Genomic DNA, 14,048 nt, shown 5'->3' with positions numbered 1-14,048 from the left:
AACACAAGCAACGTGGAATAGCTGATCAGGAGGTGCGCCATGACTGTCATCGATTCATCAACAGTGAAGTCACCAACAGCGGTACCGAACGGCATCGCTCGTGATTGGACCCCGGCATGCACACTCGACGCACTGATTCCGGGGCGCGGAGTGGCGGTGCTCCTGCGAGGTGGCACCCAGGCGGCGCTGTTCCTGCTCGACGACGGACGACTGTTCGCGGTGGGCAACATCGATCCGTACGGACACGCAGCAGTGATGTCACGCGGACTGGTGGGAGACCGCGGAGGCGAACCCACCGTCGCGTCGCCGTTGCTCAAGCAGGTCTTCTCCCTGGCCGACGGGCGCTGCCTCGACGACCCGCAGGTCACCCTCGGATCCTTCGAGGTCTCCTGCGTCGAAGGCGTCGTGCTCGTCCGCGGCGGATCTACGTGAGCGAAATCGCCGGGGCAGCACTGCCTCTGGCCGGGTTCACGGTCGGAATCACGGCGTCGCGTCGGGCCGAGGAGTTCGCAACTCTGCTCGAGCGGCGCGGTGCCACCGTGATGCATGCACCTGCAATCCGCATCATCCCTTTGGCCGACGACGCCGAACTCGAACGCGTCACCGCCGCCGTCATCGCCGATCCGCCCGAGATCACCGTTGCCACAACAGGAATCGGCTTTCGTGGCTGGATCGAGGCAGCGGACGGGTGGGGGCAGGCCGAAGAACTGGGGCGCGCACTCGGCGCGTCACGCCTGCTGGCTCGTGGGCCGAAGGCGAAGGGTGCCATTCGAGCGGCCGATCTGCGCGAGGAATGGTCGCCCGCCTCGGAGTCCTCGGCGGAGGTACTCGAACATCTGCTCGCCGAAGGGGTGGAGGGTAAACGCGTCGCGGTGCAGCTGCACGGCGCGACCACCGAATGGGAGCCGGTTCCCGACTTCTGCGAGGTGTTGCGCTGCGCAGGGGCCGAAGTGGTTCCGGTGCCGGTGTACCGCTGGACGGCGCCCGACGACCAGAGCCCGATGGACCGGATGATCGAAGCCGTCGTCGTCGGCGAGCTCGATGCCCTCAGCTTCACCTCGGCACCGGCGGTGGCGTCGATGCTGATGCGCGCCGACGAGAACGGCGTGCTCGAACCCCTGCTGCAATCGATGAGATCGAGGGTGCTGCCTGCGTGTGTCGGGCCGGTCACGGCCGCGCCCCTGGAACAACTGAACGTTGCCACCACCCAGCCCGCGCGGGCGCGTCTGGGGGCACTCGCGCGGCACATCGCCGAGGAGCTGCCGAGGCGAACCGGCCGGCTGCACGCGGGCGGACACGTGGTCAGCGTCCGCGGTAAGTGCGTGGTGGTCGACGGCGAAGTTCGACCGGTATCGCCGGCAGGCATGGCGCTGATGAAGACGTTGGCCCGCAATCCCGGACGCGTCGTCTCCCGCGAGGACCTGTTGGCGTCACTGCCCGGCGGAGGCGGCGACACCCATGCGGTGGAAACCGCGATGACCAGACTCAGATCCTCACTGGGCGCGCCGAAGGCAATTCAGACCGTGGTCAAGCGTGGCTATCGCATCGCACTCGATCACATCGAGACCGAAACGGACTGCGACTCCGACGAATCGGCCTCGCGTTCGGCCGTCGTCGAAGGAGGGAAGTACTGATGACACCCACTCTGGTGTTGGTTGCACACGGCACCCGAAACCCCCGTGGTGTCGAGATGATCGCCGCCCTCGCCGATGCCGTGTCGACGCAGATCGGTACCACGCGCGTGGCGTTCGTCGACGTTCTCGGGCCGTCTCCGGCCGAGGTGCTGCGCGATACCGCCGAGTCGGCGGTGGTGGTTCCGGCTTTCCTTGCGTCCGGCTACCACGTGCACACCGATGTGCCGCGAGAGATCGCCGACAGCGCTCACACCTCGGTCGCGGTCACCCGCGCTCTCGGACCCGACCGCGTGCTGGCCGAGGTCATGGTCGACCGACTGCGTGATGCAGGTTGGCAGCCGGGTGACTGTATCGTGCTCGCTGCCGCCGGATCGTCGGACGCTCGTGCGTTGGAGGAACATCGGCGCGCGGCAGCGATGCTGACCGACGTCGCCCGGGTCCCGGTCCGCATCGGCTACGTCGCCACCAGTACCCCCACCGTGTCCGACGCGGTGTCGACTCTGCGTGACGACGGGCATGTGCGGGTGTTCGTGGCGTCGTATCTGTTGGCGCGCGGGCTCTTTCACACCCGTTTGGCCGACGCCGGTGCCGACGGCGTCGGTGAACCGCTCGGAGTGCATGCCGCGATCGTCGATCTCGTGGTCGCGCGCTACCGCGAGGGTGTTCGCTCTCTCGGTGAATCTAGTGGTGCGGTAACGGAAGAATTGTCACCGGCTCGTCGGCGCTGACCTCGGCCGGGATCACCGCCAGTGCGTTGCGGCCGACGAGGTGAGCCAGATGTGCCGTGCGGACCTGGGTATCTGCTCGCCACCGCGTGCCGTCCGCGGTGACCGGGACGATGCGAGGAGTCGAGGACCGAACCTCGGCGGCATTGGACAACAGGCCGATCCGCGATGGGCGCACCGTCCTCCCGGTCAGGGCGTCGACGATGGCGGGCGCGGTGAGCATCGCGGTGCCGACGGCGGCCAGCGGGTTGCCGGGTAGGCCGAGCACCACCGTGCCGTCGGGCAGCGCCGCAGTGATCTGAGAACCCCCGGGACGCATCCGCATTCGCCCGACGACGGTCTCCGCATCGAGGCCGACGAGGGTCGTGCGGAGCTGATCGGCGGCCCCGCCTCCGGTTGCCCCGACGACGATGATCACGTCCACGTCCTCGGTGCGGGTCAGCACGTCTCGAAACCCCGTCGCGGTATCGTCGAGCAGCGTCACATCGACGACGGTGATACCGCAGTGTGCCAGGTACTCCGGCAGTACCGATCCGAGAACGTCCCTCGTCTCGCCGGGGGCGAGTGGTCCGGTGGATCGAATCTCGTTGCCGCTGATGACAACTCGCCCGCGGACCGGGCCTCGAACCGCCATCTCGAACACCTCGGCGCTGGCGGCGAGCGACCGTACCGCGGCATCGATCGGGGTGCCTGCTGCGACGAGTTCTGTGCCGGGCAGCCAGTCCTCGCCGCGTCGACGCGTGTCGTCGGACTGCGGGGCCGTCGGCATTCGCCGAGCGGACCCGTCGGGCTCGCGGATCACGTGTTCGTCGCGAACCACCGACGTCGCTCCGGGCGGAAGCGCGGCTCCGGTCGCTATGCGCACCGCCGTACCGTCGGTGAGTTCGGCGATGTTCGAGCTTCCGGCGTACGCGATGTCGGACCGCAGCGTCCAGGGTTCGGTGCCGCAGACGGCGTAGCCGTCCATCGCGGAGATGTCGACTGCCGGCAATGCGGTCCGGGACACGAGTGGTTCCGCGAGAACGGTTCCGACACTGTCCCGCACCGTGACTCGATGGACCGGCAGGGGAGCGAGTCGACGCCGAATTCGCTCGAGCGCGTCGCCGACCTCCAACGTCTCCGGCAGCTGCGCGGCGCGGCGGGCCGCGAGCAGATCGGAACGGGTATCGCAGTCCTCGATGCCGGACATCGGGATGACCGTGTGTTCCGCGGGAACGATTCTGCGCATCGGTGCGCCGTCCAGCGAATCGAGCTGTGCCACAGCAGAGCGCAAGGCAGACAGTTGCCAGATGCCGAGCAGGAACTGGGTGCGGCCGTGACCGTCGCGGGCGAAGACGGCGTCGGTGCGCGAGTGGGATATGGAACCGATCAGCGATTCGACCGCCGCGGCGTCGAGAAAGGGCAGATCCGACGCAACGACCACCACCAGATCTGCGGTGCCCTCCGACTCTGCGGAGTCGAGTGACTTCAGTCCGGCGGCGAGAGCGGCGACCGGCCCACCGCCTGCGGGCGACTCGCGAGTCTGCACCACGTGCTCGGGCACTCCGGTTCGGAGCGGACCCACGAGAACCGTTCTGCGACAGCTCGATACCGCGTCCACGGCGATGTCGACCATGCGACGTCCGCCGACGGTCAGGGCAGGCTTGTCGACCCCCTCCGACGCAGCGGGGTGCTCGGGATCTGCCATCCTCGACCCTCGGCCGCCGGCGAGAACGATCGCGTCGCAGACCGGCCGTGTCACGGTGCGAGCTCGGTCATGTCGGCAGCGGCACGTTCTGCAGGCGAACCTGCCCTCGCGCAATGGTCTTGCCGCTGTCCGAGGCCGTGATCGTGACCAGCCACAGTTGCTGAACGCGGCCCTGCTGCAACGGTTCTGCGACAACGTCGACGCGACCGCCCTTGCTGGCGCGCAGAAAGTCGGTGCCGTTGTGTACGCCGACTGCGAATTCACCGCGATCCTTGACCGCCTCGCTGGCACCGATGCTGGCGGCGCTCTCGACGGCAGTGGTGTAGACGCCGCCGTGGACGACGCCCCACGGCGTGAAGTGCTCGTCCGTCAAATCGATGTGCCCCGCAACCCTGGTGCCCGAGACCTCGTCGACGACGAGACCGGCGGACGCGACGAAGCTGCTGGCCTTCGACAGAGCGAACTTCGCCGTGGGGCGTGGATCGAACTGCTCGAACGCGTCCCTGATGTTCATTCTCCGAGATTAGTGGTCGGCGCAGTCGGGGGTGGGAGCGCCCCGAAGTCGAACCGAATCGAGGTCAACGGCACCCGCCCGTCGTGACTCGGCACGCCTTCGTCGGCCAGGGCGGCGAGCTGTCTCGCGGCAAGGTGCGGGGCCGGCTTTCCGCTCGCGCCGAGGACTCGATGCCAGGGCAGGTCCGCTGAATCGGTGCGCATGATCCAGCCGACGATGCGGGGGCTGGACAGGTCCGCGGCAGCCGCGATGTCTCCGTAGGTGGCAACGAATCCCGGGGGGATCGACGCGACCAGCGCGCGAACCCTTTCGACCTGGGCTTCGGTGATCGGGGCCATCTACAGCACAGATCGCACCAGTTCGGCGACCTCGACCGGCTTGGCCTGGCCGACCATGTGATCGCAGTCCAGCTCGACGGTACGCAGGTTCTCACCGAGTTTCTCTCGCAGTGCAGCGAGGAATTCGTCGGTGACATAAGGGGGTTCGACGCGCATGGCCCGAACCACGATGGTCGGGACGCTCTCGGCGGGTACCACGATCGGACGAGCGAGCTCGCCCCACGTCGCGACGATCGCCGGAATCGACATTCGCCACGCCACCTTTCCGCCTTCTGCGGGGACCAGGTGGTCGGCGACCTCGCGGTCGAGTAATTCGGTGGGCACGTCTGCCCACGCCCCGTGGATCTTCTCCGATCGCGCCTCGTCGGCGTCGGTGTAGTCAGGGGACTTCGCGGTGGCCTCGGCCACCTCGAGCAGCTCGTCCGGCGGCAGAGCGATCGCGGGATCGAGCAGAACCAGCGCCCGCACCGCGTCCGGGAACCTCTGTGCGAGGTGCACGGCCAACGCGCCGCCGTACGAATGCCCGAGCACCACCACCGGACCGCGCGCGTGGGCGTCCAACACGGCCTTCAGAGCCGTGACCTGCGCGTCGATGTCCCAGGGCGGCGTGGCCGGAGAATAGCCGTGGCCGATCAGATCAGGAGCCAGAATTCGGGCCTCGGGCAGGTGATTCTCGGCGAGATCCCACCAGCGGGCACCGTGGCCGGTCACACCGTGGACGGCAAGGATTTCGGGACCGTCTGCGGGTCCGAACGTATGCAGATTCAACTCGGGCACGTCGACCACTATGCCGTATGCGCGGTCGCGTCTCCGGTTCGACGGGTGTCGACGACTGCCGTGGCCCGGTCTGTCGGTGGCTCGTGATTGCATCTGTGTCATGAGCTCGGACGGCAGACACGGCGCGACGGTCACTCTCGTCCGTGCACCCAAGGTGGCTCGCCCGGCACGGGAGTGGACCGGCTCGGCAGCTCGGCTGCTGTCGTCGACTCCCGACGCGGCAGCAGCGGCCGCGTCGGGTGCGCCGCGATGGAATCCATGGCAGATCCTGGGTGGTCCCGGCACGGGTAAGACTTCGCTCGTCGCCGATTACGCGGTCTCGCGCATCGTCACCGGTGATCCGGAGTCGGTTCTGGTACTGACCCAGTCCAAACGGGCGGCAACCGCGGTGCGCGAGGTCATCACCTCGGGTCTGTTCAGCGGCGATCACGCACTGCGGGCGACGCGTGAACCGTTGGTGCGCACGGTGCACTCCTACGCCTTCGCGGTGCTGCGGCTGCAGGCCTCGCTGTACGGCAATCCGCCACCGCGATTGCTGACCGGTGCCGAGCAGGACGCCGTGGTGCGCGAGATGCTGCGCGGCGATCTGGAGGACGGGGCGCTCGACTGGCCGGAGCGGCTGCGTCCGGCCCTCGGCACCGCGGGATTCGTCACTGCGGTGCGAGACATGATGCTCAGGTCCGCCGAACGCGGCATCGGACCGGAAGACCTGATCAAACTCGGCCGCAAGCACGGCAAGCCCGAGTGGGTCGCCGTCGGGAGGTTCGCGGCCCGATACGAGCAGGCCATGTTGCTGCGCGGTGCTGTGGGAGTGGAGGCGGCGGGAGCCACGGCTCCTGGTCTGGACGCCGCCGAGCTGATCGGTGCCGCGCTCATGGCGTTCGCCACCGATCCCGAACTGTTGCGCAGCGAACGCGCGCGTATCCGGCACCTCGTCGTCGACGACGCGCAGCACCTCGATCCGCAAGCGGCGCAGCTGGTTCGGTTGATCGGCACCGACACCGAATCGACAGTCGTCGCCGGGGATCCCGATCAATCCGTGTTCACTTTCCGCGGTGCCGATCCCGCTTTCGTGGCCGATCTGGTCGAGGCGGGCTCGCCGCGCCGCGTTGTGCTCACACGCAACTACCGCTCCGTGCCAGAGGTCGCCGAGCTGACCGACATCGTGGCGAGAAGATTGCCGGGCCTCGGTCGCCACCGCTGCCCCGAACCGGTGGGCAGGGCCCGATTCGGAGCGCCGGCAGCGCGGGTGCACGTCGTGTCCTCGCCTGCGAAGGAGGCGGCGATCATCGCCGACGCCATGCGTCGGGCCCACCTGATCGACGGCATGCCCTGGTCGGAGATGGCGATCGTGGTGCGGTCGGTACCGCGCACCCTCGCACCGTTGCGTAGGGCGCTGCACGGGGCAGGGGTTCCGATGATCACCCCGACCTCGGAGCTACCGTTGCACCGCCAGCACGGGGCCGTGGGTCTCCTGCTGGTACTGCGGGCGATCTCCGACCCGAGCTTCGACGGTGAAGATGCACTCGCATTGCTCTCCGGGCCGATCGGCGGAGCCGACCCGGTGGGTCTGCGGCGATTGCGCCGCGGCGTGCGCAGGCTCGAGCTCGCATCGGGCGGCGAGCGCGACTCGGCGGAGCTGCTCAGAGTCGTACTCACCGACGACGCTCGGGGGAGTGCCGGGTGGACGAACGGACTGTCGGACGTCGAGTCCGCCCCGTTGCGCAGAGCCCTCGGTGTCATCCGGAAGGCGCGGGCTCTCGCCCGCACGGGCCGCGGGGTCGAGGACGTGTTGTGGGCGGCATGGCAGGCTTCGGGACTCGAGCGGCGTTGGGCCGCGGCGTCCGCCTGGGGTGGCTCGGCCGGTGCTCAGGCCGACCGCGACCTGGATGCGGTGGTGGCGTTGTTCGACGCGGCGGCGGCATACGTGGACAGGTTGCCCCGGGCGCAGATCGGTGGATTTCTCGATTACATTGCGCAGCAGGAGATCCCCACTCTCAACTCACACCGCGCCACGGTTCGGGCCGACGCGGTGACGCTGCTGAGCGCGCATTCTGCCGCGGGTCGGGAATGGGAGCTCGTCGCGGTTGCCGGGGTGCAGGAAGGGCTGTGGCCGGGTCTGCGGTCACGCGGCAGTCTCCTGGGCACCGACACCCTGGTCGACCTCGCGTCCGGCAAGGTCGACGCGGCCGCGGCGCTCGACGGGCGACTGTCGAAGTCGGCACCGTTGCTGGCCGAGGAGCGCACCCTGTTTCTGGTGGCGTGCAGTCGCGCCCGATCGACCTTGCTCGTCACCGCCGTCGATTCCAGTACCGGAGACGCCGATCTGGTCCGGTCGCGATTCGTGGACGAACTCCGCGGCGTCGACGCGGGAGGTGAGTCGGATCTCGTACCCGAGCTCCCCGGGCCCGAGACCGCACACCGAGTGTTGGCGCTGCCGATGCTGGTGGCCGAACTGCGGAGTGTGGTGTGCGATCCGATTGTCGCCGAGCAGGATCCGGACAAGCGAGCCCGAGCGGCCCGGCATCTGGCCACTCTCGCCCACGCCGGTGTCCGAGGTGCCCATCCCGACGAGTGGTTCGGGGTGGCAGGGCCCAGTACCGACGCGCCGTTGTGGCAGCTCGGCGACGGTCCGGTGCCGCTGTCGCCGTCCACGGTGGAACAACTCACCACCTGTCCGCTGCGGTGGATGCTCGAACGTCACGGCGGCAACGACGGCACCAACACCCATGCGGTCACCGGCACGCTCGTGCACACTCTCGTCCAGGCAGTGGCCGGTCGGATACCACCGGAGCAACTCCGTCGTGCTCTCGAAACAGCTTGGGATGCAGTCGATCTCGGATCGCAGTGGTACTCACGGCACGAGCTCGACCGAACCGGGGCGATGCTCGAGACGTTCGAGAGCTGGTTGCAGGGCAGCCGAGGCGAGCTCACCGAGGCCGGCGTCGAGGTGCGGGTCGACGGCATACTCGACGCTCGGTCGGAGGACGAACCGGCGGTGGCGTTGCGCGGCCGCATCGACCGACTCGAGCACGACCCGGACGGACGGCCGGTGATCATCGACGTCAAGACGGCCAAGACCGTGATGTCCAAGGAGGATGCCCAGGGCCACCATCAGCTGGCCACCTACCAGGTCGCCGCAGCAGCCGGTGCGATCGAGGGCGAGCCTGCGGGAGAGCCCGGCGGAGCGCGGCTGGTGTTCGTGGCCAAGCCTCACAACAAGGACGGGGCGACGCAGCGCGTCCAGGACGTGCCGACACCGGAGAAACTCGAGGAGTGGCGAGACACCGTGCACCAGGCCGCATCGGCGACGCAGGGACCGACGTTCGAGGCGCGTGTCAACGACGGGTGCAGGCACTGCCCGGTCAAGTCCAGTTGTCCGGCACACGAGACGGGTAGGCAGGTGACCGAGCAATGACGACATCGACGAAGACACGGACCGGTTCGGTGCTGGTGTCGCCGGTCGAGCTCGCCCGGGCGCTCGGGCAGAAGCATCCACCGACCGACGAACAGGCCGCCGTGATCGCCGCCCCGCCCGGCCCGACGCTCGTCGTCGCGGGAGCAGGTGCGGGCAAGACCGAGACCATGGCGGCCCGCGTGGTGTGGATGGTGGCCAACGGTTTCGTCGAACCCGACCAGGTTCTGGGTCTGACCTTCACTCGAAAAGCCGCACAGCAGTTGACCTCTCGGATCAGAGCTCGGCTGGCTCGGCTGGCCGGATCCGATCTGGTGCGTGCACTCGATCCGAGTCTGGCGCTGCGCGAGCGAATCCTCGGTGCCGAGCCGGAAGTGAGCACTTACCACTCCTATGCGGGCCGCCTGCTCACCGAGCACGGCTTGCTGTTGCCGATCGAACCGTCCGCGACACTGCTCTCGGAAACCGAACTGTGGCAGCTGGCCCACCGTGTCGTCAGTACCTGGGACGGCGACCTGGACACCGACCGCAACCCCACGTCGGTGACCGAGGCCGTACTCGCGCTTTCCGGTCAATTGGCCGAGCATCTGGTCGATCCCGAGGATCTGCGCCACGCGCACGTGGAGCTGGAGAAACTGGTGCACACTCTCGGGCCGGGGCCACGACAACGCGGCGGGCCCACCAAGGAGTTGCTGAACATTCTCGACGCGCAGCATCAACGAATCGGGTTGCTGCCGTTGGTGGAACGGCTTGCGCAGACCCTGCGTCGCGAGGGCGCACTGGATTTCGGCTCGCAGATGTCGATGGCGGCGCGGGTCGCCGCCGAGCATGCCGAGGTGGGAATCGCCGAGAGGCAACGGTTCCGGCTCGTCTTGCTCGACGAGTACCAGGACACCGGACACGCTCAGCGTGTGCTGCTGTCGTCTCTGTTCGGTTCCGGCAGCGACCCGCAGTTGGCCCTGACCGCCGTCGGCGACCCGATGCAGTCGATCTACGGGTGGCGCGGCGCATCGGCAGCGAATCTGCCGCGGTTCGCCACCGATTTTCCGAATGCCGACGGAAGCCCCGCACATCGGCTCGAGCTGCTCACCAGCTGGCGAAATCCGCCCGAGGCATTGACGCTGGCCAACCTGATCACCGACCCACTGCGTCGCGTCGGCGTGCCGGTGCCGACTCTGCGGGCTCGCCCCGGTGCGGTTCCCGGTGATGTTCGCCTGGCCGTCACCGACACCGTGCTGGACGAACGAGAGTGGATCGCGGACCGGATCGCGGGGGAGTACCGCTCCGCTCTCGAGCAGGATCGCATGCCGCCCACCGCCGCGGTTCTGGTGCGCCGCAACGCCGACGCCGAGCCGATCGCGGAGGTGCTGCGCAGCCGCGGACTACCGGTGGAGGTCGTCGGGCTCGGTGGATTGCTGCACGTTCCCGAGGTGGCCGACATCATCGCGATGCTGCGACTGGTGGCCGACCCCACTGCCGGTAGCTCGGCGATGCGCATCCTCACCGGCTCTCGGTGGCAGATCGGGCCGACGGATCTGCGGGCACTCTCCCAGCGCGCCCGAGAGCTCGAGATCCGCGGCGGCTACGGCACCACCGGACGCGTCGACGACCCACAGGCGCTCGAGGCGGCGCTCGGTAGCGCTCTGCCCGGCGAGCAGTCGGAGCAGGCCGGTCTGGCCGACGCGATAGCCGATCCCGGTCCGGCCGAGCGGTACTCGGAGGTGGGGCACCGCAGGATCGTCGCCCTGGCAGGTGAGCTCCACCTGCTACGCGACCGAATCGGTCAACCTCTGACGGAGTTGGTCGGCGACATCGAGCGGATCATGGGTATCGGTGTCGAGGCTCAGGCTCGCACGCCGTTCGGCACCGACGGCGCGGTCGGTCGTGAACATCTCGACGAATTCGCCCATGTGGTGGCCGATTACGCCGACAATCCGACCGCCACGGTCACCGGATTCCTGTCGTTCCTCGCCGCCGCGGAGACGGTCGAGGACGGCCTCGGTCCCGGTGAGGTCGAGGTCGCTCCCCATCGCGTGCAGGTGCTCACCGTTCATTCCGCGAAAGGCCTCGAATGGGAGGTGGTGGCGGTCCCGCACGTGGCCAAGGGTGTGTTCCCCTCCTCGAACGCCTCCTCGACCTGGCTCGGGGCGATGGCCGAGCTGCCGCCGTCTCTGCGCGGTGACCGCGCGCTCGACGGCGAAGGCTCGGAAGGGGTTCCGGTCCTCGAACTCGACGGGCTCCACAATCGCAAGGACCTGGAGGACGCAGTCAAGAGTCACAAGGATGCGTTGGCGAGGCGTCGGCTCGCCGAGGATCGCCGACTGTTCTACGTGGCACTCACCCGAACCGAACGGGTGCTGCTGGTATCCGCGCATCACTGGGACGAGAGCGCCACGAAGCCGCGTGGGCCGTCGGAATTTCTCGACGAGTTGCACACGCACGTCGAGGAGTTCGCCGACATCGCGGTGATCGAGCAGTGGGCCTCGGCCCCGGAGGACGGGGCGTCGAACCCACTCGCGGCCGTGCCGCACGCCGCGTCCTGGCCGCGCGATCCACTCGGTCCACGACGAGGAGCGATCGAGAGCGGCGTGCAGGAAGTGCTGCGCGCGTTGGCAGACACCTCGGCCACACCGAGCGAAGACGACGGCACCGATGATCGAATTCGGGAGAACCCCGAGAACTGGGCCGCGGACGTCGACACTCTGCTGGCCGAGCGGGCCGCGAGATCGGTCGCAGGAGTCGATGTGGCTCTGCCCGGCAACCTGTCGGTGACACAGCTGGTGGACCTCGCGGCCGACCCCGACGCGTTGGCGTCGCGCCTACGCAGGCCGCTGCCGTTCCCGCCGAACCCGTTGGCCCGCAGAGGAACCGCGTTCCACGCCTGGATCGAGCGGCGCTTCGGTGCGACCCGACTGCTCGACCTGGACGAACTGCCGGGGTCGGCCGACACCGGAGCCTCGGCCGACGTGGACCTGGAAACCCTCCAGCAGGCGTTTCTCGACTCGGAGTGGTCGCTCCGCAGTCCCGTCGAAGTGGAGGTGCCGTTCGAGACGTCCGTGGCGGGAACGGTGCTGCGAGGACGTATCGACGCCGTGTTCGCAGACCCCGACGGCGGCTGGACCGTCGTCGACTGGAAAACCGGTGCCGAGCCGACGGCGTCGGAGCAGCGGGCCGTGGCGATGCAGCTCGCGGCCTATCGGCTGGCGTGGGCCGAGCTGATGTCGATCGGGCGCAGCGAACCGGTACCGCTCGATCGAGTGCGCGCGGCGTTCCACTACGTACGCAGTGGTCACACCATTTCGCCCGAAAACCTTCCGGACGCAACAGAATTGGCCCAACTCCTGGAAGGCCCGGCCGGGCCCGAGCAACCGGGGGTCAGGGTGCGTTCCGACGAGCCTTCAGAGCCTCGGTGACCAGTGGAATCTGCATCGGCAGTCGGGCGATCATCGCTGCTTTGAGAGCCGGCGAGGTCTTCGGGCTCTGCACGTACTTCCACGCCAGGTTGATGTTGGCGGGGAAGACCACGACGAACAGCGCGGCCGCGAGTGCACCGCCCAGTCGACGGGTCCGCGGTGCGGCAAGCGTTGCGGCCACGGCGAGTTCGGCAACGCCGGAGACCTGCGTGTAGGTCCGCGCCGAGCCGGGCAGGGCCGTCGGTACCTGGGCATCGAAGAACTTCGGGGTGGCGAAGTGCAGAACTCCGGCTCCGGCGAGCAGTCCGGCGAGGCGCAGTGCGGCCGCCTGACTCGATCTCTGTGTCATGCCCATACCGTGCCACACCCGGCGTCGTCGGCACAGAAGCCTGGCATGGGGTTACGCTGCGTGCCGTGAATGATCTCGACTTCGGTGAGTACCTCGGCGGACGACGTGGCAGGTAGGTTGCGAGCGCGCCTGAGTGACAGTGGCGCGCTGACCGACAAGCCCGACTTCGCGCTCGTCGGAGTGCTGCGGGTTCCGGAACTGGAGTCGAGTCCGTGGCGCGCCATCTACAAGCGGGTGCTGATGGCGCTCGGAATCCTGTTCCTCGCGGCGTTCGTCGTCTACCTCGATCGAGACGGCTACAGCGACAACCAGAACGGCGAACTGTCCTTCCTGGACGCGTTCTACTATGCGACGGTGTCGTTGTCGACGACGGGATACGGTGACATCGCACCGATGAGTCCGTCGGCGCGCCTGGTCAACATCCTGGTCATCACACCCCTTCGGGTCCTGTTCCTCATTCTGTTGGTCGGTACCACGCTGTCGGTTCTCACCGAGCGGTCCCGGCAGGCATTCAAAATTCAGCGATGGAGACGCAGCGTGCGCAATCACACCGTGGTCATCGGTTTCGGCACCAAGGGCCGTACCGCAGTCGACGCGATGCTCGGAGACGGTGTTTCGGCGTCCGACATCGTCGTCGTCGACACCGATCAGACGGTACTCGACGCCGCATCGGCCCTGGGCTTGGTCACCGTGCACGGGTCGGCGACCAAATCCGACGTGCTCCGGCTCACCGGAGCCCAGCATGCGGCGGCCATCATCGTGGCGACCAACCGGGACGACACCGCGGTGCTGGTGACTCTGACCGCACGCGAGATTGCTCCGAAAGCAAAGATCGTCGCGGCCATCAGGGAAGCGGAGAACACGCACCTGCTGCGTCAGTCCGGTGCCGATTCGGTCGTCGTGTCCTCGGAGACCGCGGGACGTCTGCTCGGCATCGCCACGTCGACCCCGTCCGTGGTGGAGATGATCGAAGATCTGTTGACCCCGGAGGCGGGCTTCGCCATCGCCGAACGCGAAGTCGAGCGTGACGAGGTGGGCGGTTCTCCGCGGCACCTCACCGACATCGTCCTCGGAGTGGTGCGGGGCGGCAAACTGTTCCGAGTCGGCACCCCGGAAGTCGATGCGGTCGAGGCATCCGATCGACTGCTGTACATCCGTCGCGTGGGCGACTAGTCCCGGCCAAGTAGGGTCGTGCG

At 68.2% G+C, this 14,048-nt stretch carries 11 protein-coding genes; 6 read left to right on the top strand and 5 right to left on the bottom strand.

The features are described 5' to 3' along the window. Window positions 1–39: 39 nt before the first annotated feature. The 3 genes from nirD to NY08_RS07840 are packed head-to-tail and all read left to right on the top strand — an operon-like array spanning window position 40 to window position 2,362. The gene (gene nirD, locus NY08_RS07850) at window positions 40–432 is read left to right on the top strand and encodes a nitrite reductase small subunit NirD (RefSeq protein ID WP_032398305.1); all 393 of its coding nucleotides are present in this window, start codon (window positions 40–42) and stop codon (window positions 430–432) included. Beyond that, window positions 429–1,634, top strand: coding sequence for a uroporphyrinogen-III synthase (locus NY08_RS07845; protein WP_045195735.1), 1,206 nt, complete (start codon window positions 429–431; stop codon window positions 1,632–1,634). The genes nirD and NY08_RS07845 overlap by 4 nt, the downstream gene beginning before the upstream one ends. Further along, a complete protein-coding gene (locus NY08_RS07840) occupies window positions 1,634–2,362 on the top strand; it encodes a sirohydrochlorin chelatase (protein ID WP_082073721.1) in 729 nt (242 codons plus the stop codon). The genes NY08_RS07845 and NY08_RS07840 overlap by 1 nt, the downstream gene beginning before the upstream one ends. On the opposite strand, the gene NY08_RS07835 is transcribed toward NY08_RS07840, so the two are convergent. From NY08_RS07835 to NY08_RS07820, 4 genes are read right to left on the bottom strand one after another with little or no spacing between them, the layout of a single operon-like run. Beyond that, on the bottom strand, window positions 2,316–4,100 hold the full coding sequence (locus NY08_RS07835; RefSeq protein ID WP_082073720.1) for an NTP transferase domain-containing protein: 1,785 nt from the start codon (window positions 4,098–4,100) through the stop codon (window positions 2,316–2,318). The two genes, NY08_RS07840 and NY08_RS07835, sit on opposite strands and share 47 nt — an antisense overlap. A 13-nt stretch (window positions 4,101–4,113) precedes the next feature. Further along, the gene (locus tag NY08_RS07830) at window positions 4,114–4,560 is read right to left on the bottom strand and encodes a PaaI family thioesterase (RefSeq protein WP_045195734.1); all 447 of its coding nucleotides are present in this window, start codon (window positions 4,558–4,560) and stop codon (window positions 4,114–4,116) included. After that, window positions 4,557–4,898, bottom strand: a complete 342-nt coding sequence (locus NY08_RS07825; RefSeq protein ID WP_045195733.1) for an MGMT family protein — start codon at window positions 4,896–4,898, stop codon at window positions 4,557–4,559. Before NY08_RS07825 ends, NY08_RS07830 begins: the two co-directional genes overlap by 4 nt. Beyond that, a complete protein-coding gene (locus NY08_RS07820) occupies window positions 4,899–5,675 on the bottom strand; it encodes an alpha/beta hydrolase (protein WP_045199959.1) in 777 nt (258 codons plus the stop codon). Between the two features lie 100 nt (window positions 5,676–5,775). On the opposite strand from NY08_RS07820, the gene NY08_RS07815 reads away from it, so the two are divergent. Further along, the gene (locus tag NY08_RS07815) at window positions 5,776–9,093 is read left to right on the top strand and encodes an ATP-dependent helicase (protein WP_045199957.1); all 3,318 of its coding nucleotides are present in this window, start codon (window positions 5,776–5,778) and stop codon (window positions 9,091–9,093) included. Continuing rightward, a complete protein-coding gene (locus NY08_RS07810) occupies window positions 9,090–12,503 on the top strand; it encodes an ATP-dependent helicase (protein ID WP_045195732.1) in 3,414 nt (1,137 codons plus the stop codon). The genes NY08_RS07815 and NY08_RS07810 overlap by 4 nt, the downstream gene beginning before the upstream one ends. Here NY08_RS07810 and NY08_RS07805 read toward each other — a convergent pair. Further along, complete coding sequence (locus NY08_RS07805; RefSeq protein WP_032398310.1) at window positions 12,466–12,852, bottom strand: DoxX family protein; 387 nt, start codon at window positions 12,850–12,852, stop codon at window positions 12,466–12,468. The genes NY08_RS07810 and NY08_RS07805 overlap by 38 nt on opposite strands. Before the next feature lie 105 nt (window positions 12,853–12,957). On the opposite strand from NY08_RS07805, the gene NY08_RS07800 reads away from it, so the two are divergent. Further along, complete coding sequence (locus NY08_RS07800; protein ID WP_032398311.1) at window positions 12,958–14,025, top strand: potassium channel family protein; 1,068 nt, start codon at window positions 12,958–12,960, stop codon at window positions 14,023–14,025. The last annotated feature ends 23 nt before the right edge of the window (window positions 14,026–14,048 follow it).

The sequence above is a fragment of the Rhodococcus sp. B7740 genome (assembly GCF_000954115.1).
GTDB lineage: Bacteria > Actinomycetota > Actinomycetes > Mycobacteriales > Mycobacteriaceae > Rhodococcoides.
The sequence above is the reverse complement of the archived record's forward strand: the minus strand, read 5'-3'. Positions and strand labels throughout refer to the sequence as shown.

Bases quoted from the DNA above. Each gene is read 5' to 3' on its own strand.
- nirD (WP_032398305.1), top strand. From the start codon at position 40: ATGACTGTCATCGATTCATCAACAGTGAAGTCACCAACAGCGGTACCG.
- NY08_RS07830 (WP_045195734.1), bottom strand. From the start codon at position 4,560: ATGAACATCAGGGACGCGTTCGAGCAGTTCGATCCACGCCCCACGGCG.
- NY08_RS07825 (WP_045195733.1), bottom strand. From the start codon at position 4,898: ATGGCCCCGATCACCGAAGCCCAGGTCGAAAGGGTTCGCGCGCTGGTC.
- NY08_RS07840 (WP_082073721.1), top strand. From the start codon at position 1,634: ATGACACCCACTCTGGTGTTGGTTGCACACGGCACCCGAAACCCCCGT.
- NY08_RS07810 (WP_045195732.1), top strand. From the start codon at position 9,090: ATGACGACATCGACGAAGACACGGACCGGTTCGGTGCTGGTGTCGCCG.
- NY08_RS07805 (WP_032398310.1), bottom strand. From the start codon at position 12,852: ATGACACAGAGATCGAGTCAGGCGGCCGCACTGCGCCTCGCCGGACTG.
- NY08_RS07815 (WP_045199957.1), top strand. From the start codon at position 5,776: ATGAGCTCGGACGGCAGACACGGCGCGACGGTCACTCTCGTCCGTGCA.